General features: G+C 75.8%; 20 protein-coding genes. 12 read left to right on the top strand and 8 right to left on the bottom strand.

Features of this window, described 5'->3' with window-relative positions; genetic code table 11:
* Positions 1–60: 60 nt before the first annotated feature.
* The 5 genes from OHV05_RS31765 to OHV05_RS31745 all read right to left on the bottom strand — a co-directional run bounded on the left by OHV05_RS31765 (position 61) and on the right by OHV05_RS31745 (position 4,319).
* The gene (locus OHV05_RS31765) at positions 61–696 is read right to left on the bottom strand and encodes a hypothetical protein (protein WP_405020755.1); all 636 of its coding nucleotides are present in this window, start codon (positions 694–696) and stop codon (positions 61–63) included.
* A 107-nt stretch (positions 697–803) separates the two neighbouring features.
* Positions 804–1,832 carry a substrate-binding domain-containing protein gene (locus OHV05_RS31760; RefSeq protein ID WP_405020754.1) on the bottom strand — a complete coding sequence of 343 codons (1,029 nt, stop codon included), beginning with the start codon at positions 1,830–1,832 and terminating at the stop codon, positions 804–806.
* 315 nt (positions 1,833–2,147) lie between these two features.
* Positions 2,148–2,537 carry a hypothetical protein gene (locus OHV05_RS31755; RefSeq protein WP_405020753.1) on the bottom strand — a complete coding sequence of 130 codons (390 nt, stop codon included), beginning with the start codon at positions 2,535–2,537 and terminating at the stop codon, positions 2,148–2,150.
* Complete coding sequence (locus OHV05_RS31750) at positions 2,527–2,928, bottom strand: YegP family protein (protein ID WP_405020752.1); 402 nt, start codon at positions 2,926–2,928, stop codon at positions 2,527–2,529. The genes OHV05_RS31755 and OHV05_RS31750 overlap by 11 nt, the downstream gene beginning before the upstream one ends.
* A 224-nt stretch (positions 2,929–3,152) precedes the next feature.
* Positions 3,153–4,319: a metallophosphoesterase gene (locus OHV05_RS31745; protein ID WP_405020751.1), complete on the bottom strand. Its 1,167-nt coding sequence runs from the start codon at positions 4,317–4,319 to the stop codon at positions 3,153–3,155.
* A gap of 260 nt (positions 4,320–4,579) precedes the next feature.
* On the opposite strand from OHV05_RS31745, the gene OHV05_RS31740 reads away from it, so the two are divergent.
* The 9 genes from OHV05_RS31740 (at position 4,580) to OHV05_RS31700 (ending at position 18,685) form a co-directional block, all read left to right on the top strand.
* Positions 4,580–6,481, top strand: coding sequence for an acyl-CoA dehydrogenase (locus tag OHV05_RS31740; protein ID WP_405020750.1), 1,902 nt, complete (start codon positions 4,580–4,582; stop codon positions 6,479–6,481).
* Positions 6,478–7,503, top strand: a complete 1,026-nt coding sequence (locus OHV05_RS31735; protein ID WP_405020749.1) for a 3-oxoacyl-ACP synthase III family protein — start codon at positions 6,478–6,480, stop codon at positions 7,501–7,503. Before OHV05_RS31740 ends, OHV05_RS31735 begins: the two co-directional genes overlap by 4 nt.
* Positions 7,500–8,354 carry an SDR family NAD(P)-dependent oxidoreductase gene (locus tag OHV05_RS31730; RefSeq protein ID WP_405020748.1) on the top strand — a complete coding sequence of 285 codons (855 nt, stop codon included), beginning with the start codon at positions 7,500–7,502 and terminating at the stop codon, positions 8,352–8,354. The genes OHV05_RS31735 and OHV05_RS31730 overlap by 4 nt, the downstream gene beginning before the upstream one ends.
* Positions 8,351–9,463: a beta-ketoacyl-ACP synthase III gene (locus OHV05_RS31725; protein ID WP_405020747.1), complete on the top strand. Its 1,113-nt coding sequence runs from the start codon at positions 8,351–8,353 to the stop codon at positions 9,461–9,463. The genes OHV05_RS31730 and OHV05_RS31725 overlap by 4 nt, the downstream gene beginning before the upstream one ends.
* Before the next feature lie 31 nt (positions 9,464–9,494).
* Positions 9,495–10,715: a beta-ketoacyl-[acyl-carrier-protein] synthase family protein gene (locus tag OHV05_RS31720; protein ID WP_405020746.1), complete on the top strand. Its 1,221-nt coding sequence runs from the start codon at positions 9,495–9,497 to the stop codon at positions 10,713–10,715.
* Between the two features lie 105 nt (positions 10,716–10,820).
* Positions 10,821–11,354: a hypothetical protein gene (locus tag OHV05_RS31715; RefSeq protein WP_405020745.1), complete on the top strand. Its 534-nt coding sequence runs from the start codon at positions 10,821–10,823 to the stop codon at positions 11,352–11,354.
* A gap of 122 nt (positions 11,355–11,476) precedes the next feature.
* A complete protein-coding gene (locus OHV05_RS31710; protein WP_405020744.1) occupies positions 11,477–14,806 on the top strand; it encodes an FtsX-like permease family protein in 3,330 nt (1,109 codons plus the stop codon).
* Between the two features lie 79 nt (positions 14,807–14,885).
* Positions 14,886–17,726 (top strand): hypothetical protein, encoded by a 2,841-nt coding sequence (locus OHV05_RS31705; protein WP_405020743.1) that lies wholly within the window; start codon positions 14,886–14,888, stop codon positions 17,724–17,726.
* Positions 17,727–17,788: 62 nt separating this feature from the next.
* Positions 17,789–18,685 carry an ABC transporter ATP-binding protein gene (locus OHV05_RS31700; protein ID WP_405021590.1) on the top strand — a complete coding sequence of 299 codons (897 nt, stop codon included), beginning with the start codon at positions 17,789–17,791 and terminating at the stop codon, positions 18,683–18,685.
* A gap of 18 nt (positions 18,686–18,703) precedes the next feature.
* Here the strand turns inward: OHV05_RS31700 and OHV05_RS31695 are convergent, their stop codons facing one another.
* Positions 18,704–19,087, bottom strand: coding sequence for a VOC family protein (locus OHV05_RS31695; protein ID WP_405020742.1), 384 nt, complete (start codon positions 19,085–19,087; stop codon positions 18,704–18,706).
* A 44-nt stretch (positions 19,088–19,131) separates the two neighbouring features.
* A complete protein-coding gene (locus OHV05_RS31690; RefSeq protein WP_405020741.1) occupies positions 19,132–19,323 on the bottom strand; it encodes a hypothetical protein in 192 nt (63 codons plus the stop codon).
* A 622-nt stretch (positions 19,324–19,945) separates the two neighbouring features.
* On the opposite strand from OHV05_RS31690, the gene OHV05_RS31685 reads away from it, so the two are divergent.
* Positions 19,946–20,725: a lytic transglycosylase domain-containing protein gene (locus tag OHV05_RS31685; RefSeq protein WP_405020740.1), complete on the top strand. Its 780-nt coding sequence runs from the start codon at positions 19,946–19,948 to the stop codon at positions 20,723–20,725.
* A 184-nt stretch (positions 20,726–20,909) separates the two neighbouring features.
* Positions 20,910–21,902, top strand: a complete 993-nt coding sequence (locus OHV05_RS31680) for a glycosyltransferase family 2 protein (RefSeq protein WP_405020739.1) — start codon at positions 20,910–20,912, stop codon at positions 21,900–21,902.
* Positions 21,903–21,909: 7 nt separating this feature from the next.
* Here the strand turns inward: OHV05_RS31680 and OHV05_RS31675 are convergent, their stop codons facing one another.
* Entirely contained in the window at positions 21,910–22,515 is a 606-nt protein-coding gene (locus tag OHV05_RS31675) for a hypothetical protein (RefSeq protein ID WP_405020738.1), read from the bottom strand.
* Positions 22,516–22,588: 73 nt separating this feature from the next.
* On the opposite strand from OHV05_RS31675, the gene OHV05_RS31670 reads away from it, so the two are divergent.
* Positions 22,589–25,441: an FAD-binding and (Fe-S)-binding domain-containing protein gene (locus tag OHV05_RS31670; protein WP_405020737.1), complete on the top strand. Its 2,853-nt coding sequence runs from the start codon at positions 22,589–22,591 to the stop codon at positions 25,439–25,441.
* Positions 25,442–25,456 lie beyond the last annotated feature (15 nt).

Here is a 25,456-nt window from a genome sequence, read left to right as displayed (position 1 = left end):
GAATGCCCGACGGCCCGTGACACCGAAAATGGCGTCACGGGCCCGTTCCGGCACGACGGATCAGGCGGCGGGCTGGGTGTAGTTCAGCGCGAATGAGCCAATCTGGCTGCCGGCCGCGAAGAACGAAGTGGCCAGCTTGCTGTCCAGGTACTGCGCACCCGACGCGTTCACGGCCAGGCCGGTGGAGGTCAGCGAGTTGACGGCGCCGTTCACCACGAGCGAGCTCTCGGTGGGCTCCAGCAGACCGACCGGGGCGGTGCTGCCCAGCGGCACGCCGGTCAGCTGCCAGTTGTCGACGTCGAAGGCCAGCTGCTGGAACAGCACCGTGCGGCCGGTGCGGACGTTGACCGCCAGCAGGCTGCCGCCGAGCTGGACGTTGCCGTAGTACTCCCGCAGCACGCCGGTCGCACCGGTGACCGGGAAGGTGCCCGAGAAGCCCGCGGCCGGGTCGAAGCCGACCGTGCCCGGCGGCAGCGGCACCACGAAGATGCCGGCCTCGGCGCTGCGCCGCAGGAAGTCGCTGTCCTCGCGGATCAGCGCGGTGCCGATCGAGGTGACCGGGGCGGTCTGGGCCTGGGTGGCCGGGGCGGCCTGCACCTCGGTGGCGACGGCGGTACCGGTCAGGCCGGAGAAGGTGGTCACGGCGGCCAGCGCGGCGGCACCGGCGAGGGCGAGACGGGTACGGAGGCGGTTCATGGCGTGCTCCTTCGGGTGCGGGCGGTTCTGCTGAGGGCACTGCGGGGCCGGGCAGGCCGACGGCCGGGCCCCTGCGGGCTCGGCCGTCGGGTGGTGCGGGGTGGTGATCAGCTGGTGGTACCGCAGGCGGTGCCCGGCAGGGTCAGGAAGCCGTAGTTGGTGATGGTCGCCGGGTGGGTGCAGATCCAGCCGGCCGGGCCGAAGATGCCCTTGAGGGTGGTCTGGTAGGCACCGGCGGTGTTCCAGTCGTTGGTCCGGACGACGTTGTTGATCACGCGGCCGTAGGCGCTGCCCGCGAACGGGGCGTTGATCACGTGGGTGGTGGGGTTGACCGGCACGACGCTGTTCACGTTGCGCAGGGTCAGCGGGCCGGGGGCGTCGGTGGCCGTGCTGTGGCCGCCGAAGACCTGGGAGATGTAGTGCGCGACCGAGTAGGGGAAGATCGCGTCGACATCGTCCAGCACCGCGGTGGTGCCGGTGTTCTCCTGCGGGCCGCTGGTCACGCAGGCGCCCGGGACGACCGGGGTGGCGCCACCGATGGCCTGCAGGAAGAAGGTGCGGGTGCCCGAACCGTTCTGCGGCAGGAAGGGCTTGATGGTGCCGGCGGTGCCGCCGACGGCGCTCCAGTTGGTGATGGTGCACTCGTAGATGCCCTTGAGCTGGGCGGTGGTCAGGTTGGCCGGAGCGTGGCCGCCGGTCGCCTTGGCGGACCAGGTCACCGCGTCCTTGGCGAAGGCCACGAACAGGATGGAGGCCGGGTCGCTGGCCTGACGGCCACGCGAGGAGCGGGCGAAGTCGACCGTGGCGGAGGTGTTGTTGATCAGCGCGGTGATGCCGGCGCCGGAGCCGTTCGGACGGGCGATGCTGGCCCCACCCGTCTTCGGGGTGATCGGGGAGGTGCCGAGCGGCTCCCAGCTGTACAGCCGCGGGGTGCTGGCCGGAGCGCCCGCGATGGAGGCGTTGTAGTCGGCCGAGACCTGCGACAGGTAGGTCGAGGTGGTGTCCGAGCCGGTGCCGACGATGTCGACGGCGTTCGGGATCGGGCTCGGGTCGGCGGCCTGGGCGGGAACTGCCGCGAGGACGGTGGCGGCGGTGACCGCGACGGCGGCGACCAGCTTGGCAGCGGTGTGACGCATTTGGTGTTCCTCCGGTAGGAGCGAGCATCAATTCATCCGCTCCCGGCCCGGGGCCCGGTCGGGAGCACCGGCGGCGTCCGCACTCGGCGGCCGTCCGTCCGGCGGCTCCGATACTTGCCGGGTGGCACGTGCCGGTGGAAGGTCCCTCCGGACCGGGCCGGTTCCGCCCGCCGACCCGAATCCGGCCCGGCCCCGGGGTTTAGCCCGAGGCCGGGCCGGGTGGGTTCGGCTTCACCACGACTCTGTCAACTTCTCTTCACGAGTGGACCGTTCTTCTCCAGGTGGCGGTTCGGGGAGGGATCGGCAACCTCCCGGTCACCCGGCGCCCCGGACCGCACGCAGCTGCTGGAGCATCGACTGGAAGCTCGCCATCCCCTGCCGGCACTGGTCCTGGCGCAGATAGCCCCGCGCGCTGCGGGCCACCGCCTCGCCGGTCACCTGCCCCGAGCTGCGCACCGGCAGCAGCGCCGACCAGCCCCAGGACCGGTCGCCGCCCTGCTGCACCAGGTAGCGCAGCGCGGCCCGCTCCACCAACAACTGCCGGACCGCCTCGTCGAGTTCCGCCTCGCTCCGGTACGTCACCGCCGACCTGGCGAGCTGCCGGCCGTTCGCGGCCGCCAGCAGCCAGCCGACCCGCCCGCCGCCCAACCGGACGGTGACCAGTCTCGGGCCTCTCCGGGGGCCCGACCCGGTGTCAGAACCCATCGCGCGGCACCGAGATCTCGACGCCCTCCGAGCGCTCCAGCAGCGCCACGAAGCGACGGAAGGCGTTCTGACAGGTGGCGTAGCGCTCGTAGGTGCGGTGCGACCGGGCGTCCGGCACCCCGCGCGGTCCCGGCACCACCCAGATCCAGCCGATCCCGTCCCGCACGTGGGTGATCCGGACCACCAGGCCCGGTGCCGCCCCGCGTAATCCCTCGAAGACCTGCCGGGCCTGCTCCGGGGTCTCGTACACCGAGGCGGAGACCGCCACGATCCGGCCGTTCGGAGCCTTCAGGGACCAGCGGTACCGTCCGTTCACGTCCCGCTCGGCCTGCACCGATCCCCGGCGGACCGGCTCGGCCACCCCGTCGTCGCGTACCCGCTGCCCTGCCATCCGAGTGCCTCCCCGTTCGCACCGGAGCCGCCCCGGCAGCGCACCCCAAAGCTACGTGTGCACACGGGAGTCATTGAAGGGACAATCATCCTTCGGCAGGGCTGTTGGCCGCGATGTTCTCCCTCGTTCACGAAGTACGGCCGAAAGGGGTCGGTGACAGAAGCGACATCCGTCAACTCCCCCGCCTGACCTGCCCCCTGACGCCGGATCGGGCGCGGGCCAGGTCAGGCCGACCGCGCGGCGAGCGTCAGCACCGTGATGTCGGAGGGGGCGCCGACCCGGACCGGCGGGCCCCAGGCCCCGGCACCCCGGGTGACGTAGAGCTGGGTGTCGCCGTACCGCTCCAGACCGGCCACGGTCGGGTTGGCGAGCTCGGCCAGGTAGTTGCCCGGCCAGAGCTGCCCGCCGTGGGTGTGCCCGGAGAGCTGGAGGTCGACCCCGTGCCGGACGGCGTCGTGCACGGTCACCGGCTGGTGCGAGAGCAGCACCGCCGCCCGCAGCCGGTCCCGGTCGCCGAGCGCCTGCTCGAAGTCCGGCCCCTGGCCCTCGGCCGTGCCCGCGAGGTCGTTCACGCCGGCCAGGTCGAACCAGGGCAGCTCGATCCGGTCGTTCTCCAGCGGGAACACCCCGAGCGAGCGGACGAACTCCACCCACGGCTGGGCGCCGGAGAAGTACTCGTGGTTGCCGGTCACGAAGAACGCGCCGTCCCGGGCCCGCAGCTCGCGCAACGGGAGCGCGGCCGGGCCGAGTTCGGGCACCGTGCCGTCCACCAGGTCACCCACGATCGCGATCAGGTCGGGCTGGGTGCCGTTGATGGTGTCGACGATCCGCCGGGTGTGCGAGCGGCCCAGGATCGGGCCGAGGTGGATGTCGCTGACCACCGCGATCCGGTAACCGTGCGCCCGCCGGGGCAGCTTCGCCAGCGGGACGGTCAGCTGCTTCAGCCGCGGCCCGCGCAGCACCCCGTACGCGCCGTTGCCCACCACCGCGACGGCCGCCCCGGCGGCGCCGATCGCCACCGTCCGGGCCACGAACAGCCGCCGTGACGGGTCCTCAGGTCGGTCGGCCGCCTTCGGCTCCCGGGCCGCCGCGATCCGCAGCCAGACCACCCGGGCCGGCTCGCCCACCAGCAGGGCCATGGTCAGGTAGAGCAGCACCGCCAGCCACAGGTACCCCGGCCAGGCCAGCCAGCGCTCGGCGGCCAGCGGCAGCAGCCGGCCGCCGGCCACCGCACCGACCGAGAGCAGCGGCAGCAGCACCGCCAGCGCCGTCCCGACCCGCCGGTACCACCCGCCGGGCGCGGACACGTCGCGGACCAGCCGCCGCCAGAGGTACCGGTGCACCAGGACGAGCAGGGCGAGAACCGTCAGCAGGATCGGCACGATGATCACCGACCCAGTATCGGAGATCGGCGGACCCTCCCCGCACCGGGGTGGTCACCCGCCCCTCGGACGGCCTTCAACACGGGGCGGCGTTCAACAGACCACCCGCCCCGGCCGGTGGCCTGCGCCCCACCGGACCGGGCAGTCTCGAAGTGTTCCTCCGAGCGCCTCCTCTCCCACCCGAGGAAGTCCCGCGCCGGGCAGGCTCCGCGCTGCCCGTGCCGCCGACCCTCCGCAGTCCCGTGCCGAGACCCTTCTGGAGCTCCGCCATGCCCACTGACCGCACGTCATCTCCCCCGCCACTCGCACCGGCCGGCCTCAGCGCCCTGGAGGAACTGGTGCACGGCCGGGTACCCCCCGCCCTCCTGCACGCCCTGGGCGAGGCCCTGCACGGTGACCCGATGCCCGCCACCCCCGATCCGGCCGGCCGGGAGGCACAGGTCAGGCGCCGGCTGCTGCGGATCGCCGGGGCCGTCCCACCGGGTCGCGAACTGCTGGACGCGCCCGAGCAGTTGGGGGCGGTACTGGCCTGGACGGCGGCGTCCCAGCCCTCGATGGCGATGGTGCTGGCGTACCAGTACCTGCTGGTGCTCAGCTCGATGAAACTGCTCGCCCCCGAACCCGACCTGCTCAAGGCGCACTTCGAGGCACTGGAGTCGGGCCGGGCCAGGGGGGTCTACATGATCACCGAGGTCGGGCAGGCCAACAGCCATCTGGACACCCGGACCACCGCCGAGTTCGACCCGGTGACCCGGGAGTTCGTGATCGGCACGCCGGACGGGGCGGCGACCAAGTTCACCAGCGGGACGGCGGACGGCGGCCCGCTGATCGCCGTCATGCTGGCCCGGCTGGTGGTCGGCGGCGCCGACTGCGGGGTGTTCTCCTTCGTGGTCGACCTGGCCGACCACGACGGGCTTCGCCCGGGCGTCGAGATGTCCACCGGGGTCGAACTCAGCGCACTGCCGCTGAACTACGCGCAGTTCCGGTTCCACGGCGTCCGCCTCCCGTACGGGCACTGGCTGCGCGACAGCGCCGCCATCGCGGCGGACGGCACCTTCCACGACCCGCTCGGCAGCCCGGACCTGCGCCTGCAGCGCACGCTCTGCGTGGGCCAGACCCTGTGGGCGGCGCTGCCGTCCGGCCTGGCCGCGATGGCCCGGCAGTCGGCGGTGCTGGCCGTGCGCTACGCGGCCGGCCGCCGGACCCAGAGCAGGCTGGCCCCCGGCCGCCCGCTGCTGGCCTACCGCACCCAGCAGTACGGGGTGCTGGGCGCGCTCGCCGAGGCGTTCGCCCTCACCTGCGCGGCCTCCCGGGCCCTCGAGGTGTGGTCCGGCACCGGGCCGGGCCGGACCGACGGGGGCCCGGACGGCGAGGGCTCGATGACCTTCGCGCCCTGGACCGCCGTCAGCCGCCCGCTCTCGGCGTACAAGGCGCACACCGTCCGCGCGGCGGCCCGGGTGGTGGCCGACTGCCAGCGGCACTGCGGGTTCTCCGGGCACCTGGACGGCAACTGGCTGGTGGCGTACCACGGTTTCCCGTACGCCTTCGACGCGGCCGGCGGTGACAGTCAGCTGATCCTCTTCGACCTCGGCCGCGCCCTGGCCGAGGACGCCCCGGCGCCGGCCCCGCCCCGGGTCACCTCCGCGCCGGGCGAACCCGGCTGGTGGCCCGCCGTGCTCGCCGCCCACCAGCACCGGCTGACGGTGCGGCTGCGCGCGCGGCGGGACGAGCGGGCCGACGGGGCGGACGGGCCGGACGGGCCGGACGACGAGTTCGCGCGCTGGAACCCGCTGTTGGCGGACGCGGGCGAGCTCGGCGAGACCTACGCCGCCCGGCTGGTGGCCGAGGACCTGCTCGGCGCCGTGACCCGGGCGGGCGAGCGGGACCCGGACAGCGCGACCGCCCTGTCGGCGCTGGCCGGCCTCTACGGCGTGGCCGGCGCCCGCCGGCTGGCCGGCTCGCTGCTCGCGGCGGGCACCCTGCGGCCGGCCGAGGTCCAGCGGCTGCTGGTCGCGGCCGACCTGCTGTGCGACCGGCTGATACCCCGACTCCCGTTGCTGGAGCAGGCGTTCGCCTACCCGCAGAGCGTCGTGCCGTCCCCGCTCGGGATGCCCGACTTCACCGGCGCGCTCTCCGACTCCCTCGACTGGCACCGGGGAGGCACCGCGTGAGCACCGGCCCGACCCCGCCCAGGATCGGCGTCTGGGGCACCGGCAGCTACCTCCCCGCACGGATCCGCGACAACGCCGAGGTGGCCGAGGCCGTCGGGGTCAGCCCCGAGTGGATCCGCGAGCGCACCGGTGTCACCACCCGGCACGTGGCCGCCGCCGGGCAGGCCGCCTCCGACCTGGCCGCCGAGGCGGTCCGGTCGGCCGCCGCCGAGGCCGGGATCGACCCGGCCGACCTCGGCCTGCTGGTCCTCGCCACCTCCACCCCCGACGAGTTGGGCCCGTCCACCGCCTGCCGGGTGCAGGGCCTGCTGGGCGCCACCCGCGCGGTCGCCCTGGACGTCAGCGCGGCCTGCTCCGGCTGGCTGTTCGCGGCGAAGGTGGCGCACGACTGGCTGCGCGAGGACCCCACCCGGGGGTGCGCGGCGGTGGTCGGGGTCGAGGCGTACTCCAAGTTCCTCGACCCGGCCGACCGGGGCACCGCCGTGCTGTTCGCCGACGGCGCCGCCGCCGCGGTGCTGGGGCCGGTCGCCGCGCCGGGCGGCTTCACCGACTTCCACTTCGGCTCCGACGGCTCGCTGGCCGACTACGTGCTGATCCCGGCCGGCGGCAGCCGCCACCCGGCCAGCGCCGCGACCCTGCGGGACGGCAGCCACCTGATCCGGATGGACGGACGCTCCGTCAGCCGGTTCATCAAGGAGGTCTTCCCCCGGCTGGTGCACGAGAGCCTCGACCGCAACCGGCTCAAGCTGGACGACCTCGCCTGCGTGGTCGCCCACCAGCCCAACCCCGTCCTGCTGCGCGACCTGGCCCGCGAACTCGGCATCACCGAGAGCCAGTTGATCGTGGTCGGCGACCGGGTGGGCAACATCGGCGCCGCCAGCTCCCCGTACGCGCTCGCCACCGCCGCCCGGGGCTCGCTCCGCCCGGGCGACACCGTCCTGATCACCGTGTTCGGCGCCGGCATGACCTGGGGCAGCGCACTGCTCCGGTGGACCGGAACCACAGAGAGGCAGACCCCATGAGTGCCGTAGTCACCACCCTGGACAGTTTCCGGCTCGACGGTGCCCGCGCCCTGGTCACCGGCGCCTCCCGGGGCATCGGCCTGGCCACCGCGCTGGCCCTGGCCGACGCGGGCTGCGACGTCGCGGTCGCGGCCCGCACCGCCGCCGCCCTGGAGGAGGTGGTCGAGGGGGTCCACCGGCGTGGCCGGAAGGCCCACACCGTCATCGGCGACCTCGCCGACCCGGGGGCCGCCACCGCCTGCGTGGACCAGGCCGCCGCCGCGCTCGGCGGGCTCGACGTCATCGTCCACAACGCCGGCACCCTGCCGCTCACCGAGGACCTGGCGCCGGTCCTGATGCCTTTTCAGATCTCCGAACCGCACCACTGGGACGCGGTGATGACCGTCAACCTCGACGCCACCGCGGCCCTCTGCCGGGCCGCCCACCCGCACCTGGCCGCCTCGGACCGGGCCAGCCTGCTGCTGATGTCCTCGGTGGCCGGCCTGATCGGCGCCCCGATGATGGAGGCGTACGCGGTCACCAAGGCCGCCCAGGTCTCGCTGGCCCGCAGCCTCGCGGTCGGCTGGGCCCGGCAGGGCATCCGGGTCAACGCGCTCTGCCCGGGGTGGACCCGGACCGGGATGACGGAGTTCGCGGCCGACACCGCGCCGCTCTCCGACTGGCTGATGAGCCATGTGCCGATGGGGCGTTGGGCCGAGCCGGAGGAGGTCGCCCGGGTGGCGCTGTTCCTCGCCTCCCCGGCCGCCTCGTTCGTCACCGGCCAGGCCCTGGTGGTGGACGGCGGGCTGAGCGTCCCCGACGGCGGGCTGGCCGGCATCCCCAAGCCGGCCTCGCCGTTCGTCCCGTCATGACCGGCCCGCACTTCACCGGGACCACCGCCGTCGTCACCGGCATCGGCGCCTGTCTGCCGGACCGGGTGCTCGACAACGAGGACGTCATCGCCGCCGGGGACCTGCGCACCACCGACGAGTGGATCAGGACCCGCACCGGCATCGTCCACCGCCGCCGGGTCGCCACCGGCCAGAGCACCGGTGACCTGGCCACCGCGGCCGGGCTGGCCGCCGTCGAGTCCGACGGCGGCCCACCGCCCGACCTGCTGATCCTGGCCACCAGCACCCCCGACCACCCGCTCCCCGGCACCGCGCCGCGGATCGCCCACCGGCTCGGCCTGGGCCCGGTGCCCGCCTTCGACCTGGCCGCCGTCTGCGCCGGCTTCCCGTACGCGCTGGCCACCGCCACCGCCCTGCTGCGCGGCGGCCTGTGCCGGGCACCGCTGGTGGTCGCCGCCGACACCTACTCCACCATCGTCGACCCCACCGACCGCGACACCGCCGCCCTGTTCGGCGACGGGGCCGCCGCCGTCCTGCTGCGCCCGGGCCCGGCGGACGCACCGGGCGCGATCGTGGCCGTCGACCTGGGCACCGACGGCGCCGGGGACCGGCTGATCACCGTCCCCGGCGGCGGCTCCCGCCACCCCCGGTGGGACCGCGCCGATCCGGCGGAGCCGTACTTCCGGATGCGCGGGCGCGAGGTGTACGCGCACGCCGTCCGGCGGATGGTGGAGTCCTCCCGCACCGTGCTCGACCGGGCCGACTGGCCGGCCGGGTCGGTCCGGGCCTTCATCGGCCACCAGGCCAACCAGCGCATCCTGGACGCGGTGGCGCAGCGGCTCGGCATCGACCCGAAGCACTGCCACGGCAACATCCGCGAGCTCGGCAACACCGCCGCCGCCTCGATCCCGCTGGTGCTGGCGGACCCCGTCACCCAGCAGGCGCTCGAACCGGGCCTGCGCTGCCTGCTCACCGCCTTCGGCGGCGGTCTCGCATGGGGCTCGGTGGCCCTCAACTGGCCCGCCGCCGTGCCCCGGCGGCTGCCCGCCGTCCCGGAGCTCGGTCAGACCCCGCTCAGCAGCCCCGATCTGGCAAGGAGTCACACATGGACCGCGTCGACCGGCGGCTGACCCCACCGGCGGCCGCACCCGGAGCCGGGTAGTGCGCGGCCCCGTCGTGGTCACCGGCACCGGCCTGGTGACCCCGGCCGGCATCGGCACCGAGGCCACCTGGGCCGGCGTCTGCGCCGGACGCCCCACCGCCCGCCCCGACCCCGGGCTGGACGGGCTCCCGGTCGCCTTCTCGGCCCGGGTGCCCGAGCTCGGGCCCGAGCAGCTGACCGTGCGTCAGCCGTGGCGCTACGACCGCAGCACCCTGCTGCTGTTCGCCGCCGCGCAGGAGGCGCTCGCCGACGCCGGGCTCTCCAGCACCGAGTGGGACGGCACCCGGGTCGCCCTGGTGGTCGGCTCCGCCGCCGGCGGGGTGGCCACCCTGGAGGCGCAGCACGGCCGGCTGCTGGCGGACGGCCCGGGCAGCGTCTCCCCGCTGACCATGACCGGGTTCCTCCCCAACATGACGACCGGTCACCTCGCCCTGCGGCTGGGCATCACCGGACCGTCCCTGCACACCTCGACGGCCTGCGCCTCCGGGGCCTCCGCCGTGATCACCGCCGCCCTGCTGCTCGCCACCGGCCAGTGCGACCTCGCGCTGGCCGCCGGTACGGACGCGATGGTCACCCCGCTGTGCGCCGCCGCCTTCGCCAAGATGGGTGCGCTGTCCCGCCGGCACGACGACCCGGCCCGCGCGTCCCGGCCGTTCGACCGGGACCGGGACGGCTTCGTACTGGCGGAGGGCGCGGGCGTCCTGGTGCTGGAGCACGCGGCGCACGCCCGGGCCAGACAGGCCCGCCCACTGGCCACCCTGGCCGGCTACGCCGCCACCGGCGACGCCCACCACGCCACCGCCCCCGACCCCGAGGGCACCGCGCTGCGCCGGGCCGTGACCACCGCGCTGACCATGGCCGGCGCCGGCCCCGCCGACGTCGACCACATCAACGCCCACGGCACCAGCACCCCGCTGAACGACCGGGCCGAGGCCGCCGCCATCCGTCGGCTCTACCCGCACCACCGGCCCACCGTGACCTCCGCCAAGGGCTCGCTCGGCCACACCATGGGCGCCGCCGGGGCGGTGGAGGCCGTGCTGACCCTGCTCAGCGTGGGTCGCCAACTCGCGCCGCCGACGGCCAACTTCGTCGCACCGGACCAGGACACCGACGGCCTCGACATCGTCGCGGGAGCCGCCCGCCCGCAGCGGATCGACCTGGCGCTGAGCCACTCCCTCGGCTTCGGCGGCCACAACACGGTGCTGGCCTTCACCCGGTGACGCACCGCCCACGGCGGAACCCCGGCGCCGGTGGGCGCGTCCCATCCCTCGGACCGTCAGGCCGGCCGCCGGCCGGGGCGAGGACGGCCGAGGACAGGGGTGGGGATGGACCCGGACATCCGCCGGGCGCTGACGCGCGCGCTCGGCATCGCGGCGGCGGCGCTCGCGCTGTGCGCGCTCGGCCTGTGGGGCGCCGTCATCTCCGGGAGCAACTTCGGGTACTCGGCGGGCCTGCACGGCGCGCCGGGCCGGCTGGTCGCCGCCTCCTGCGAGCTGGACCCGGCGGAGCCCAACACCGTCAGCTACTGCCGGGGCACCTTCCATCCGGAGGGTGACACGCCGTGGGTCGCCGAGGCCAGGGTCGGCAGCCGGGTCGAGCTCGGCCGCGAGGTCGCGGTCCGCTGCACCGGCCGCAGCTGCCACCTGGTCGATCCCTCGGTGGCGGTCACCTGGGCCGCCGCGACCTTCGCCGCCCTCGCGGCGGCGGCCGTGGGCGTCCGGCTGCTGCTCGGCCTGGCCCGGCCCCTCACCCGGAGCCGCCGCCCCGAGCGGATCGCCGTCGGAGCCGCCGTCACCCTGGGCGTCTGCGCCGTGCTGACCCTGGTCGCCGCCCTGGTGACCGCCGTCGCCGGTGGCTGATCCACCCATCGGATTGGTACAGACCAAAGTGTGGTCACTGTGATAGAACGTCAGTTCCGTGCCGCAGATCGATCACGCGGCAGGTGACCCTTCGGGGTGGGGGGCACTGAGGGGAGCAGCGGATGGCACTGGCGGGGGTCGGGCGCCGATTCGGACGGCACGGGCTGGTGCTCGCGTCCGTCGCGGTGAGCATTCTGGTGGCGACGGCGGTGCTGGCCGCGGTGACCGGCCTGGCCGGGGCGGCGGCCACGGCGGGGGTGCGCGCACGGCTGGCGGCCGACGCCGCCCGCTCGGTCGAGGTGGACGCCCGCTGGACCGCCAAGGGCCTGCCCGCCGCCGACCGGGCGGTGCACACCGCGCTGGTCCGGACGATGGGCAGCACCCCGTTCCGCACCGAGACCGCACTGCGCTCGATCAGCGCCGTGAACCTGCCGCTGCCGCCCGCCGGACGCCGGCAGGTCACCGACGGCAAGCTCCCCGGACTCCCGGTCGCCCTGTCCGACCCGGGCCGCTACGCCCAACTGCGCAGCGGCAGCTGGCCCGCCGCCGGCACCCCCGGGGCCGGTGACGGACTCCGGGTCGCCCTCCCCGAGTCGGCGGCCGACCGGCTCGGCCTGGACACCGGTGCCAGCACGATCGTCACCGCCCCGGTCTCCGGCGGCCCGCTCCGGCTCACCGTGACCGGCGTCTACCGGCCCGACCCGGCCGCCGCCGCGGTCTGGTCCGCACTCGGCGGCGCCGACCGCGAGGACCCGGACCTGCTGCTGGCCGACGGCGCCCAACTGACCGCGCTGCCCGCGTTCGACGGCCTGCTGCTGCAGGTCTGGCTGGCCCTGCCCGACACCGACCGGCTGAGCCTGTCCGAACTCGCCGCGCTGCGCGACCGGGTGGCCGCCTTCGCCGGTGCGGACACCGCCCGCTCGGTCTACCGCGGCGGCCCGCCGGCCCTGGCCGACACCACGGCGCGCAGCGGCCTGCCCGAGGCGGTAGACCGCCTGGTGGTCCCGGCCCTGACGGCCCGGGCCGAGGTCGCCGTGCCGCTCGCCCTGCTCGCCGTGCTGGCGGCGGTGGTACTGATCCTGACGGCCCGTCGGCTGGCCGACTCGCTCGCGGCCGAGCGGGCGCTCCAGCGCTCCCGGGGAGCCGGCTCGGTACGGCTGCTCGCGGCGACCACCGCCGAGTGGGCGCTGGCCGCCGTACCGGCGGCCGCCGCCGGGCTGCTGCTGGCCGAACCGCTGCTCGCGGCGGTGCTGCGCGGTGCGGGGGTGTCCGGCCTGGCGGCGGACGGCGCCGGGTCCGCCTGGTGGAGCGCCGCCTTCGCGCTCCTGGTGCACGGCGCGGCCCTGCTGCTGCCGCTCGCCCTGCAGGCGCTGGACCCGGGCGCCCAGCGGGCGCTGCGCGGGCGCCGGTCGAGCCGGCTGGGACCGCAGCAGGCCGGCGCGGACCTGGCGCTGCTCGTCCTGGCGGGCCTCGCCTTCCTCCAACTGCGGCACTACCGGAGCCTGCTGGTGCAGAGCTCCGGCAGCGGGTTCGACGCCGGGGTCGACCTGGTCCTGGTGCTCGCCCCGATGACCATGGCGGTGGCCGGCGCGGTGCTGCTGCTCCGGCTGTTCCCGCTGGTCGGGCGGCTGCTGGAGCGGGCGGCCGGCCGGGCCCGCGGACTGGTCCTGCCGCTCGGCGGCTGGCAGTTGAGCCGCGCCGCCGGACGCCAGGCGGTCCCGGTCCTGGTGACGCTGCTGGCGGTGGCCGCCGGCAGCCTGGCCGCCGGGGTGCTGGGCGCACTGCCGACCAGCGACCGGGACCGGGCCGCCTTCGCGGTCGGTGCGGACGTCCGGGTGTCCGGTCTTTCGGGCGCGGCGGAGCAGCGCCGGGCCACACTGGCCGCCCTGCCGGGCGTCACCGGGCTCACCCCCGTGGCCGAGCAGTCGGCCCTGGTGGGCAGCACGGTCGTCCAGACGGTCGCCGTCGACACCACCGTCGCGACGGCCCTGGGCCTGCCCGTCCTGCGCCCGGACCAGGCCGACCGGCCGCCCCGGGAGCTGCTGGCCCCGCTGGCCGCCGTACCGGCCGAGGGGCTCCCGCTGCCGGGCCGGCCCGGCGCGCTGGAGGTGGCCGTGCTGGCCACCACCGACCGGCCGGTCCCGGCCGCCGGCCTGCTGCTGCAGGTCTGGGTCCAGGACGCCCACGGGCTGACCGACCGGCTGACGGTGCCGCTGCCCGCCGACGGCCTCCCGCACACCCTGACCCTGCCGCTGGCCGACACCGAGCGGCGCACCCATCCGCTGACGGTCAATCGGCTCGGGGTGCACTTCCCCGCCGAGCTGGCCTCGCGGACCACCCTCGACCTGCGCATCCCCCGGATCAGCGCCGTCACCGCCGGGCAGCGCACCGACCTCGCGCTCCCGCCGGGGCAGGTCTGGTTCCGCTCCGGCACGGTCTTCGGCGCGCCGGCCGCCATGGGCTGCCCCGGCAACCGGTCCTCCTCCTACCTGGTCGGCGGCTTCCCCGAGGACGCCTGGGCCGGTGCCTGCACCTGGCAGGGAGACGGCACCGACCTGCTGCACCCGGTGCTGCGCTCGCAGGACCCCGCGCCCGGCCTCGACCCGGCCCGCCTGGACGTGGTCCTCGCCGTACAGCCCGGGACCAGCGACCTGGCGGATCCCCGTCCCGCCCTGCCCGCGGTCGCCGACCGCGCGCTGCTCGACGCGGTGCACGCCGGGGTCGGCGACACCATCCAGCTCACCTGGGAGCGCGGCGCACCGACCACCCGGCCGATCCTGATCACCGGGGAGATCGACGCCCTGCCCGGCTACCCGCGCGACCTCGGTCACCTGCTGCTGGACCTGCGCGCCGTCGCCGCCGAGCACGCCGCCACCGGGACGGCGCCGCCCACCGGCATCCGCTGGCTGCTGCGCAGCGACGACCCGGCGGCCACCTCGGCCGCCGCCGCCGGCGACCGGCTCGGCCGGGTGGAGAGTGCCCGGCAGGTCGCCGCCGAGCTGAGCGCCGACCCGTTCCGGGCCGGCCTGCGCTGCGCCTGGCTGCTGGTGCTGGTCACCGCGCCGCTGTTCGCGGTGACCGCCCTGACCCTGCACGCGGTGGGCGCGGTCCGGGCCCGCCGACGGGAGTTCGCGGTGCTCCGCGCCCTGGGCGTACGACGCGGCGAACTGACCGCCGCGCTGCGCGCCGAACAGGTGGCGGTGACCGTGATTCCGGTGTTGCTCGGCGGCCTGCTGGGCCTGCTGCTGGCGGCCCTGCTGCTGCCGGTCCTGGTGCTGGACGACGGCGCGGGCGCGCTCTTCCCGGCGCTGAGCGCCGCACCGGGACGGCCCGCCGCCGCGCTCGCGGCGCTGGCCGGCGGCCTGCTGCTGACCCTCGCGGTGCTGGTCCTCACCCGACTGCTGGCCCGGGTCGACCTGGTCCGGGCGCTGCGGGCCGGGGACGACGGATGAGCCCGGTGGGCAATCGACGGCGGCCGACCCGGGACGGCGGCGTACGCGTGGCCGGACGGTCCGACAGGGGGAACTCCAGATGCTGACACTGCGCCTGATCCGGCGCGAGGCGCGGATCGGTTGGCCGGTCGCGGCCGTACTCGCGCTGCTCGCCGTCCTGCTCACCGCCCTGTCGCTGAGCTGGCCGCCCCGGTTCGACCGGCTGGCGGCCGACACCCTCGCGGACCGGCTGGACCGCGCCCAGCTGTCCGGGCCGCTGCTCTCGGCCCGGGCCGGCACCGAGCGGATGCCCTACGGCGCCACCGAGTTCCCGGTGCCCCGTGGCACCCTCGACCAGGATGTGAACGAGATCGGCAAGGGTCTGCGCGGCGCCGCCGAGCGGCCGTTGGCCACCGCGATCGGCTCGGCCGCGGCGCGTGCCGCCACCCCCACCGCGACGGCGGACGGGCCCGGGGTACCCACCTTCGAGGGCCTGCCGCCCCGGGTCAGCCTGGCGTACGCCCAGCCAGGACCGGACGGCCCGGTCGAGTACCTCCAGGGCCGCCCCCCGAGCCAGCCCGCCGCCGACCCGATGGTCCCGCGCGAGGAGGTCACCACCCCGATCGAGGTCGCGGTCTCCGAAGCCACCCGGGCCGGGCTCGGCCTGACGATCGGTCAGCGGTTCGACCTGACCGGCGAGCGCTGGGCCACCCCGGTGGTGCTGGTGGGCTCCTTCCGCACCGACCGCGGCGCAGCCCGGCTCTGGCAGCAGTTCCCGATGCTGGTCACCCCGGTGGTCGTGACCTCCCGCATCGGCCGCCAGCTGAACGGCCAGCTGCTGACCAGCTCCGGCGGGATCGAGCAGGCCGAGAGCCGCGGCACCGTGCCGCTGGAGCTGGCCTGGGACCTGCCGGTGGCCGTCGACCGCTCCGGACGGTCCGCCACCCAGGCCGCGATCGCCGAACAGCGGTCCGCGCTGGCCGGGTTGCGGGCCGCCGACGCGCACCGGCTGTGCCTGACCGGGTCCGCCGACACCTGCCAGCTGGCCGGTCACCGGGTGACCAAGCCCGATCTCACCGACCGGCTCACCCCGGAGCTGGACGCCTTCGTCACCCAGCGCGGGCGCACCGAGCAGCTCCAGGGCTTCGCCCTGGTCGGGCTGCTCACCGTGGTGGTGGCCACCGCCGTCGCGGCCGCCCGGCTCGGCGTGCGCCGCCGGGCCGGCGCCTTCGCCCTCCAACTCTCGCGCGGCGCACGGCTGACCGGGATCGCGGGCCGCCTGCTGGTGGAGGCCGCGCTCCCGGTCGGCGCCGGTGTCGCCGTCGGCTGGGCCCTCGGCCGTGCGCTCGCGCCGGCCGACGCCGACCTGGGCTCCTGGACGCCGGTGCTGGTCGCCGCCCTGGCGGTCTGGTGCGCACCCGCAGCCGTCCTGCTCGGCTCGGTCGGGCGGACCGGGTCCCTGCCGCGCGCACGTCGGCTGGTCCTGGAGGCCCTGGCCCTGCTGGTGGCCGGGGCGGGGCTGGCCGCGCTGCGCACCCGCGGTGCCTTCGCCGGCTCCGGCATCGACTTCCAACTCGCCCTGGTGCCGGTCCTGCTGGCGCTGGTGGCGGTGCTGGCCCTGCTTCGGCTGCTGCCCCCGCTACTGCTCCGGACCACCCGCTGGGCGCGCCGCTCCTCCGGCCTGGTCCCGCTGGTGGCCATGGCCCGGGCCGGTGCCACCAGCGGCGCGGCCGCGCTCGCCCTGCTGGTGCTGGTGCTGGCGATGGGCGGCGGGGTGTTCGGCAGCATGGTCTCGCGCACCCTGGCGGACGACCGGGTGCACAGCGCCGACCGGCGGACCGGCGGGGCACCCGCCGCGCTGGTCGGCCCGCGCGACCGGCTGCCCGACGACCTGTCACAGGTCCGGACCGTGGGCCGCCAACTGACCGTCACCGACGTGACCGGCGAGCTCACCGCGCAGGAGGACGGCACCACCGTCCAGGACGCCGACCTGGTCGTGCTGGACGCGGCCGCGCTCGGTGCCGCCGACCCGTCCTCCCCGCTGGCGGCCGCCCTGCTGGCCGCCACCGAGGCGAACGCGCCCGTCGAGCCGGCCGGTGCGAGCGGCACCGACCCCGTGCTCACCGCGCTGGCCGACCCGGCTCTGGCCCGGTCGTTCCCGGACACCGTCTTCGAGGTGGCCAGCGTGGGCACCACCAAGGTCCGGGTCCGCCTGGTGGGGGCCCTGCCCGCCGACGCCCTGCGCGACCCGGTGCTCGGGCCGGTGCTCGGCGACGGGCGGCAGCCGGGCGCCCTGCTGGTGCTCACCGGTCCGTCCGGGCAGCTGCTGCCCGTGCCGAGCGGCGCCCGGTCCGCCCTGCTGCTCTTCCCGGCCGCCGGTGGGCCCCCGCTGGACCCGGCCGCCGTACGGACCGCCGCCGAGCGGATCGCCCCGGCCGGCGTGGGCGAGCTGCCGGTGGAGTTCCGGGACCGGGCCGAGGAGCTCGACGTGCTGCGGGGCGACGGGCTGGTCCACTCGGTCCGGCTGGCCTTCCAGGTCAGCACCGGGATCGGCCTGCTGCTCGCCCTCGGCGCGGTCGCCCTCGAACTGGTGCTCAGCGCCACCGAACGCGCCCGCACCACGTCCTACCTGCGCACCCTGGGGCTCGGCGGGCGCGCCGTACTGGGACTCCAACTGCTGCAACTGGTACCGCTGTTGCTGGCGGCGACGGTCGGCGGCAGTGGGCTGGGACTGCTGCTGCCCGGTGCCCTCGGCCCCGGTCTGCAGCTCCGGACCCTGACCGGCGGGTCGTTCGAGCCCGCCATCCACGTCGACTGGACCGCCACCGCGCTGCTCGGCGCCGCGATGGCGGTGCTGGTGCTGGGGGCGGCCGCGCTGGAAGCGGTGATCAGCCGGCGTCGCGGACTGGGCGCCGTACTACGACTGGGGGAGGCCCTGTGACTGTCCGTCCGATCGAACGGCCCGTGACCGGGGCGGGGAGCACGACCCGTGCCGACCGGCCCATGGTGCGGTGCGAGAGCCTGGTGCGGATCTACCGCACCAGCGCGAACGCCCGCCGGGGCAGCGGGGAGGTGCAGGCCCTGCAGGGGCTCGACCTGACCGTGCAGGAGGGCGAGCTGCTGGCCCTGGTCGGCGCCTCGGGCTCCGGCAAGTCCACCCTGCTCGGCATCCTGGCCGGTCAGGACACCCCGAGCGCCGGCACCGTCGAGGTGGCCGGCACCGACCTGGGCAGGCTCAGGCAGCGTGAGCGGACCGCCTACCGGCGCCGAACCGTCGGGGTGATCCAGCAGCAGACCGCGAGCAACCTGCTGCCGTACCTGACGGCCCGTGAGAACGTGCAGCTGCCGATGGGCTACACCGGGGTGCCGCGCCGCGCGCGCACCGCCCGGGCACTGGAACTGCTCGACCTGATGGGCATCGCCGGGGCCGCCGACCGCACCCCCGGCGCGCTCTCCGGCGGCGAGCAGCAACGGGTGGCGATCGCCGTCGCGCTGGCCAACCGGCCACGCCTGCTGCTCGCCGACGAGCCCACCGGCGAGCTGGACACCGCCACCTCCGAGGAGATCTTCGCCGCCCTGCGCGCCGCCAACACCGAGCTGGGCACCACCGTGCTGATCGTCACCCACGACCCGCTGGTGGCCGACCAGGTCCGCCGCACGGTCCGGATCCGGGACGGGCGCACCTCCACCGAGGTACTCCGGCAGCAGGCCCTGAGCAGTACCGACGGCGGGCTCACCGCCCAGGAGTACACCGTGCTGGACCGGGTCGGCCGGCTCCAGCTGCCGAGCGAGTTCACCCGGTCGCTGGGCCTGGCGCACCGGGTCCGGCTGGTGCTGGAGCACGACCACATCACGGTCTGGCCCGACCACGACCGGCCGGACGGCCAGGACGACGGCTGAGACCGACCGGCCCGAGCGTCAGGAGTCCGCCGCGGCCCGGTCCGACGCGCTGCGCAGCACGCAGAACTCGTTGCCCTCGGGATCGGCCAGCACCGCCCAGCCGGAGCCGTCGGGTCGGCGGTGGTCGGCGACGAGGCCGGCCCCGAGCCCGAGCAGCCGCTCCACCTCCTGGTCGCGCGAGGTCTCGGGGCGCAGGCACAGGTGGATCCGGTTCTTGCCCTGCTTGGCCTCGGGCACCTGGTTGAAGTAGAGCACCGGTCCCTCCGCCAGCAGCACCTGTGTCTCCCGGTCACCCGGCCGGCAGTCCGGGTCGAGCGGACGGCCGGTCACCGTGCTCCAGAACCAGGCCAGCTGATAGGCGTCCGCACAGTCGATCGCCACGTTCTGCACCACTGAAACCATGCCCGCCACCCTTCCCGACTTCCGCCCCGTCCGCCACCACCGGCTCAGTCGCCGCTGCTGTCCCCCTGGCTCACGCCGCGCCGTCGGCTACGCCCGGCCCGGCGTACCAGCTCCCCGGCCCCGACCGTCGCCCGCGCCACCAGCCGCACCCAGCGGGGCCCGCCACGGTCGGCCCACACCACGCAGACGCACCCGCCGACGGCCAGCACCAGTGCGCCCACCACCAGAAAACCCATCGTCCCCACCCCTGTCTCGTTCGTACCGGGTCGGCCGATCCTCCCAGCAGCGCGGGCGGGCGCCAAGCTCCGCCGACCGCGCGTCGTCGGCGCAGCCCGCGCCGACCGGGGGTTTCCGGTGACCGCCCGGTCGCGCTCCGCCGACCTCGCCGGCCGGTTCCTGTGAGCCCGCCCACAGGGATGGCGCGACCTACTGCCGCCGATAGTTGATAAACGCGGGGTAAAGGCGCTCACCCCGGTCCGACCGGCCGCCCGGACGCCTGGACGGGGCGGAACTCCCCTGGTCAGGCCGGGGATCGCCGACGAGGGGTTTGCCCGGGGTATCAGTGGGGTAAAGGTGCCCGAAGCGTCCGGCCGAGGCCGGGCGCACTGCCGTGTCTACTACCGGCAGTCGTACCAGGGGTCGTTGCCTCCGCCGGAGCGGTCTGCCAAGAATGTCCAGGTCGTAAGGCAGCAACCGGTCCTGCAGAGCCGGCCCGCCCTCCCCCGCCAGCCCCGTCTCAACCACGGGGCGTCCCGGCCGTCCGAGTCCACGGCACCCGGGCCTGTTCACCTCGAACACGCTTCGCGGTACCCGTGCGCCTCGTTCCGGCCCCGCCCGACGGAAGAGGTTGTTCCCTCCATGCAGTTCCAGCAGCTGAAGAACCGCCGTAACGCGATCATCACCGGTGTCGCCACCCTGGCCGTGGCGGGCTCCGCCGCCCTCGCCCTGGCGCTGCCGCAGGACACCCCCACCGCCCAGGCCGCCGCCCCGCAGTCGGTCGCCGTCTCGGCCGCCGCCAGCGCCGCCGCCGAGGCCCAGCAGTCCGGCGAGGCGCAGGCCCAGGCGCTCGCCGACGCCGCCAAGGCCCAGGCGGACGCCGACGCCAAGGCCGCCGCCGACGCTGCCGCCGCCAAGGCGCAGGCCGACGCGGACGCCAAGACGGCCGCCGACGCCCAGGCCGCCGCCGACACCAAGGCGAAGGCCGAGGCGGACGCCGCCACCAAGGCCGAGGCGGACGCCGCCACCAAGGCCAAGGCCGCCGCCGACGCGAAGGCCAAGGCGGACGCCAAGGCGAAGGCCGACGCCGAGGCCGCCTCGCGCAGCCAGCAGCGTCAGGCGCTGGCCGCGCCGACCGGCTCGCCGAAGGAGATCGCCGCCCAGATCGTCCCGGCCGGCCAGCTCCAGTGCTTCAGCAACATCGTCGAGCACGAGAGCACCTGGAACGTCACCGCGACCAACGCCTCCTCCGGCGCGTACGGCCTGGTCCAGGCCCTGCCGGGCTCCAAGATGGCCTCGGCCGGCGCCGACTGGCGGACCAACCCCGCCACCCAGATCAAGTGGGGCCTGAGCTACATGAACGAGCGCTACGGCAGCCCGTGCGCCGCCTGGAGCTTCTGGCAGTCCCACAACTGGTACTAGAACCGGACCACGCCGAAGGGCGGCCGCACCCCACCGGGTGTGGCCGCCCTTCGGCGCGTTCACGCAGGTGGTGGGCGTGCGGTGAAGGTATCGGGCACGATGCTCCGGTTCCGTCCGCTGATCAGCTGTTTCGCCCGCTTTCGCCCCTTTGCCTGACCGTGTGCACGCCCCTAGCCTCCCCGCCATGCACAACCCGCTGATCTCCGTCGTCCTCCCCGTCCACGACCGGCACCAGCAGCTGACGGACTGTCTGGACTCGCTGCTCGCGCAGTCCCTCCCCGGGCTCGAGGTGATCCTGGTGGTGGATCGCTCCCCGGAGTCCCCCGAGCGGGTCGCGGCGGCGTACGAGCTGCGCGACCCCCGGGTGCGGATGCTCCGGCTGAACGCCGCCGTCGGCATCGGCCGCAGCCGGAACGCGGGGGCCGCGCACGCCACCGGCGAGTACCTGCTGTTCCTGGACAGCGACCACCTGCTCGACCCCGGGGCGCTGACCGCGATGGCGGACCGGCTGGCCGGGACCGGGCCGGTGGACGTGCTGCTGTTCGGCCACAGCCGGGAGCACGGCGGCAAGGTCTGGCCCGGCGGCTCGGCGCAGCTGCTGGCGGGGGTCGGCAGCGGGGTGTTCGGTCCGCTCGACCACCCCGAACTGCTCGGCGCGCCGCCGCTGGTCTGGGACCGGCTGCTGCGCCGCGCGGGGGCGCCGGAGTTCCCGGACGGCCGGTACGAGGAGGTCCCGGTGGTGCACCGGGCGATGCTGGCGGCCGAGCGTATCGCGGTGCTGGACCGCGACTGCGTCCGGATCCGCCGCCGGCACACCCTGCACCCGGCCGGCTCGCCCGGCAGCAGCCACTTCGACCTGTTCGAGCAGTACCGGAGCAGCTTCGAGCTGCTGGACGACCGGCGGGAGCTGGCGCCGGTGCGGCCGTACCTGTTCACCCGGATGGTGCGGCACCTGCTGTTCGTCCTGGAGCTGGCCGGGTGCGTGCCACGGGCCGAGCGCCCCCAGTTCTTCCACCGCGCCACCGAGTACTACCGCGCCTTCCTGCCCGAGGGGTACCGGCGCCCAGACGGCCGGGAGAGCGTGAAGTTCTCGCTGCTGGCGAGCGGGGCGTACCCGGCCTTCGAGGTGGCCAAGCTGGGGCAGATCGCCCGCACCGCCGTGGCCGGGCGGCGCTGACGTCCCGTCAGACGTGCGCGGTGCCGCCGCCCTCGGCCATCGCGGCGGCGATCAGCTTGTTGCTCGCCTGCCAGTCGGCAGCCGACAGCGCCGGCAGCGCGTCGCCCCACAGTGGCATGTCGCTGCCGCGCAGCTGGAGCATGCCCTCCGGTCGGCCGAACAGCCACCAGTGCAGGTGCGCGGCGCCGTCACCCCAGCGGCTGATGTGCACCCGGGCTATCCCGCCCAGCGCGGACACCGCGCGCTCCGCCCGCTGGAGCATCGGGCCGATCTCGGCGGCCCGCTCGGCCGGCAGGTCCGCCAGGTCGTGGTGCTCGCGCGACCAGAGCAGCACCGTGCCGGGCAGTCCGCTGGGCTCCTCCAGCGCGCTCAGCCGCCAGTACTCGTCGGTCCACAGGTAGGTCTCGTCGGCTCGGCGGCAGATGTCACAGCTCTCCGGACCGTCCTCGCCGTGCCGGGGCGGCTCGGGCAGCACCGGCCGCTCCAGCGGGCGGACCGTCATCTCCCCCGCGAACGGGAAGGTCTGCCACCCCACGCACTCCGGCAGCGGCAGCTCCCGGCCGAACGGCAGTCCGGCGACGTACGGGCTCGGCTCGACGTGATCATCGTTCATGCCCCCAGAGGGTGCCATATGACATGGTGTCACCTCCCACCGGGGTGCCCGCCGCACTGCGATCATCTCTCCCATGCCCAGCAGCGATCCGGCCCCCGCACTGCACGAGGAACTCCGCCGCGAACTCTGCGGCGAGGTCCGCTTCGACACCGCCGAGCGCGCCGTGTACGGCTACGACGCCTCCAACTACCGGCACCCGCCGCTCGGTGTGGTCAAGCCCGCCGACACCGACGACGTCCGCGCCGCCGTCCGGCTCTGCCGCGAGTACGGCGTCCCGCTGGTGCCACGCGGCGCGGGCACCAGCATCGGCGGCCAGGCGATCGGCCCCGGCGCCGTGGTGCTGGACTTCCGCCGGCACCTCGGCAAGGTGCTCGCGGTGGACCCGGACGCCCGCACCGCCCGGGTCGAGCCCGGCGCCGTGCTCGACCGGCTGCAGGCCGCCGCCGCCCCGTACGGGCTGCGCTTCGGGCCCGACCCGTCCACCCACGGCCGGTGCACGCTCGGCGGCATGATCGGCAACGACTCCTGCGGCTCGCACTCGATCGCCTGGGGCCGCACCGCCGACAACCTGCGCGCGCTCGACCTGCTGCTCGCCGACGGCACCGAACTGACCGTCACCGGCCCCCGCTCGGCCGCCGAACGGGCCGCGCTGCGGGACCGACCCGGCCGCGAGGGCGAGCTGCACCGCGCCCTCCAGGACCTGACGGCCGCTCACCTCCCCGCCCTCCGCCAGGGCATGCCCGCGCTGCCCCGCCGCGCCTCCGGCTACGACCTGGACGCGCTGCTGCCCGAGCGCGGCTACGACCTGGCCCGGGCGGTCACCGGCACCGAGGGCACCTGTGCGGTCCTGCTCGGCGCCACCGTCGAGCTGGTCGAGGCACCACCCGCGACCGCCCTGGTGGTCGCGGGCTACCCCGACGAGACGGCCGCCGCCGACGCCGTGCCCGCCCTGCTCCCGCTGCGCCCGCTCACCGCCGAGGGGATGGCCGCCGACCTGATCGCCGCGCTGCTCGCGGCCGGCCGGCGGCCGCCCGCCCTCGACCGGCTGCCGGACGGCGCCTGCTGGCTCTTCCTGGAGACCGGCGGCGCCACCCCCGCCGCCGCGCTGGCCGCCGCCCGCGAACTGGCCGACGCCGTCCGCCGCGAGCCCCGGGCCACCGTCACCGTGGTGACCGACCCCGGCGAGCAGCGCCGGCTCTGGGCCGTCCGCGAGGCCGGGGCGGGTATCGTCACCCGGCTGCCCGACGGCGGCGAGGCGTGGCCGGGCTGGGAGGACTCCGCCGTCCCGGTCGAGCGCCTCGGCGACTACCTGCGCGCGCTGCGCGCCCTGCTCGGCCGACACCGGCTGCGCGGCATCCCGTACGGGCACTTCGGCGAGGGCTGCATCCACCTGCGGCTGGACTTCCCGCTGACCGATCCTCAGCGCCTGCCGGAGTTCCGGGAGTTCATGGAACAGGCGGCCGACCTGGTGGTGGCACACGGCGGCTCGCTCTCCGGCGAGCACGGCGACGGCCAGGCCAGGGGCGAGCTGCTGACCCGGATGTACCCGCCGGAGATCATCGACCTGTTCGGCCGGTTCAAGCGGATCTGGGACCCGGCCGGCCTGCTCAACCCCGGCACCGTGGTCGACCCCCGCCCGCTCGACGCCGACCTGCGCTTCCCCGGCCGGGACCTGCTGCCGCTCGCCCTGCCGTACGAACGCGACGGCGGCAGCCTGCTCACCGCCGTGCACCGCTGCGTGGGGGTAGGCCGGTGCGTCGCCACCGACGGCGGCGGGGTGATGTGCCCGAGCTACCAGGTCACCGGGGAGGAGCGGCACTCCACCCGGGGCCGGGCCCGGCTGCTGGGCGAGATGCTCCGCGGCGAGCTGGTCACCGACGGCTGGCGCTCGGCCGAGGTGCGCGAGGCGCTCGACCTCTGCCTGGGCTGCAAGGGCTGCGCGAGCGACTGCCCGACCCAGGTCGACATGGCGACGTACCGCAGCGAGTTCCTGCACCAGCACTACCGGCGGCGGCTCCGCCCGGCCGGGCACTACTCGATGGGCTGGCTGCCGCTCACCCTGCGGCTGCCCGTCCCCCGCCGCCTGCTCAACCGGCTGTTCCGCTCCCCGGCCGCCGCCCTGCTCAAGCGGATCGGCGGGATCGACCCCCGCCGCGAGCTGCCGCCGCCGGCCTCCGAGACCTTCGAACGCTGGTTCCGCCGCCGGACCGCCGCCCCCGGCGGCCGGGAGGTGCTGCTCTGGCCGGACACCTTCACCAACCACCTGGACCCGGCCCCGGCCCGCGCCGCCGTCGAGCTGCTGGAGCAGCTCGGCTACACCGTCCGGCTGCCCGAGGGCCCGGTCTGCTGCGGGCTTACCTGGCACTCCACCGGCCAACTCGGCGTCGCCCGGCTGGTGTTGCGGCGCAGCCTGGCCGCCCTGCCGGCCGGTCTGCCGGTGCTCGGCCTGGACCCGAGCTGCACCGCCACCCTGCGCGAGGAGCTCCCCCGGCTGCTCGGCCCGGCGGCCGGCGACGTCCCCGGCCGGGTGCACACGCTGGCCGAGTTCCTCGACCGCGAGGGCGTCGAACTCCCCCGGCTGGACGGCGTCCGGGCGATCACCCAGACCCACTGCCACCAGCACGCCGTCCTCGGCACCGCCGCCGACCGCCGTCTGGACCGGCGGACCGGCCTGGACAACCGGGTACTCGACTCCGGCTGCTGCGGCCTGGCCGGGAACTTCGGCTTCGAACGCGGCCACTACGAGGTCTCGGTCGCACTGGCCGAACGCGTCCTGCTCCCCGCCGTCCGGGCCGCTGACGAGGACACCGTGCTGCTCGCCGACGGCTTCAGCTGCCGCACCCAGATCGGCCAGCTCGGCGACGGCCGCCGGGCCGTCCACCTGGCCCAACTGCTCCGGGACGCCCTGCGCGAGCAGCGCGGATGACAGGCCCGGCGGGCA

Origin of the sequence: Kitasatospora sp. NBC_00070 (assembly GCF_045041205.1) — a bacterium.
Classification (GTDB): Bacteria; Actinomycetota; Actinomycetes; order Streptomycetales; family Streptomycetaceae; genus Kitasatospora.
The sequence above is the reverse complement of the archived record's forward strand: the minus strand, read 5'-3'. Positions and strand labels throughout refer to the sequence as shown.

Coding starts and splice junctions, on each gene's coding strand:
- OHV05_RS31765 (WP_405020755.1), bottom strand. CDS start 696: ATGAACCGCCTCCGTACCCGTCTCGCCCTCGCCGGTGCCGCCGCGCTG.
- OHV05_RS31760 (WP_405020754.1), bottom strand. CDS start 1,832: ATGCGTCACACCGCTGCCAAGCTGGTCGCCGCCGTCGCGGTCACCGCC.
- OHV05_RS31755 (WP_405020753.1), bottom strand. CDS start 2,537: ATGGGTTCTGACACCGGGTCGGGCCCCCGGAGAGGCCCGAGACTGGTC.
- OHV05_RS31750 (WP_405020752.1), bottom strand. CDS start 2,928: ATGGCAGGGCAGCGGGTACGCGACGACGGGGTGGCCGAGCCGGTCCGC.
- OHV05_RS31740 (WP_405020750.1), top strand. CDS start 4,580: ATGCCCACTGACCGCACGTCATCTCCCCCGCCACTCGCACCGGCCGGC.
- OHV05_RS31730 (WP_405020748.1), top strand. CDS start 7,500: ATGAGTGCCGTAGTCACCACCCTGGACAGTTTCCGGCTCGACGGTGCC.
- OHV05_RS31725 (WP_405020747.1), top strand. CDS start 8,351: ATGACCGGCCCGCACTTCACCGGGACCACCGCCGTCGTCACCGGCATC.
- OHV05_RS31715 (WP_405020745.1), top strand. CDS start 10,821: ATGGACCCGGACATCCGCCGGGCGCTGACGCGCGCGCTCGGCATCGCG.
- OHV05_RS31710 (WP_405020744.1), top strand. CDS start 11,477: ATGGCACTGGCGGGGGTCGGGCGCCGATTCGGACGGCACGGGCTGGTG.
- OHV05_RS31705 (WP_405020743.1), top strand. CDS start 14,886: ATGCTGACACTGCGCCTGATCCGGCGCGAGGCGCGGATCGGTTGGCCG.
- OHV05_RS31700 (WP_405021590.1), top strand. CDS start 17,789: ATGGTGCGGTGCGAGAGCCTGGTGCGGATCTACCGCACCAGCGCGAAC.
- OHV05_RS31695 (WP_405020742.1), bottom strand. CDS start 19,087: ATGGTTTCAGTGGTGCAGAACGTGGCGATCGACTGTGCGGACGCCTAT.
- OHV05_RS31690 (WP_405020741.1), bottom strand. CDS start 19,323: ATGGGTTTTCTGGTGGTGGGCGCACTGGTGCTGGCCGTCGGCGGGTGC.
- OHV05_RS31685 (WP_405020740.1), top strand. CDS start 19,946: ATGCAGTTCCAGCAGCTGAAGAACCGCCGTAACGCGATCATCACCGGT.
- OHV05_RS31680 (WP_405020739.1), top strand. CDS start 20,910: ATGCACAACCCGCTGATCTCCGTCGTCCTCCCCGTCCACGACCGGCAC.
- OHV05_RS31675 (WP_405020738.1), bottom strand. CDS start 22,515: ATGAACGATGATCACGTCGAGCCGAGCCCGTACGTCGCCGGACTGCCG.
- OHV05_RS31670 (WP_405020737.1), top strand. CDS start 22,589: ATGCCCAGCAGCGATCCGGCCCCCGCACTGCACGAGGAACTCCGCCGC.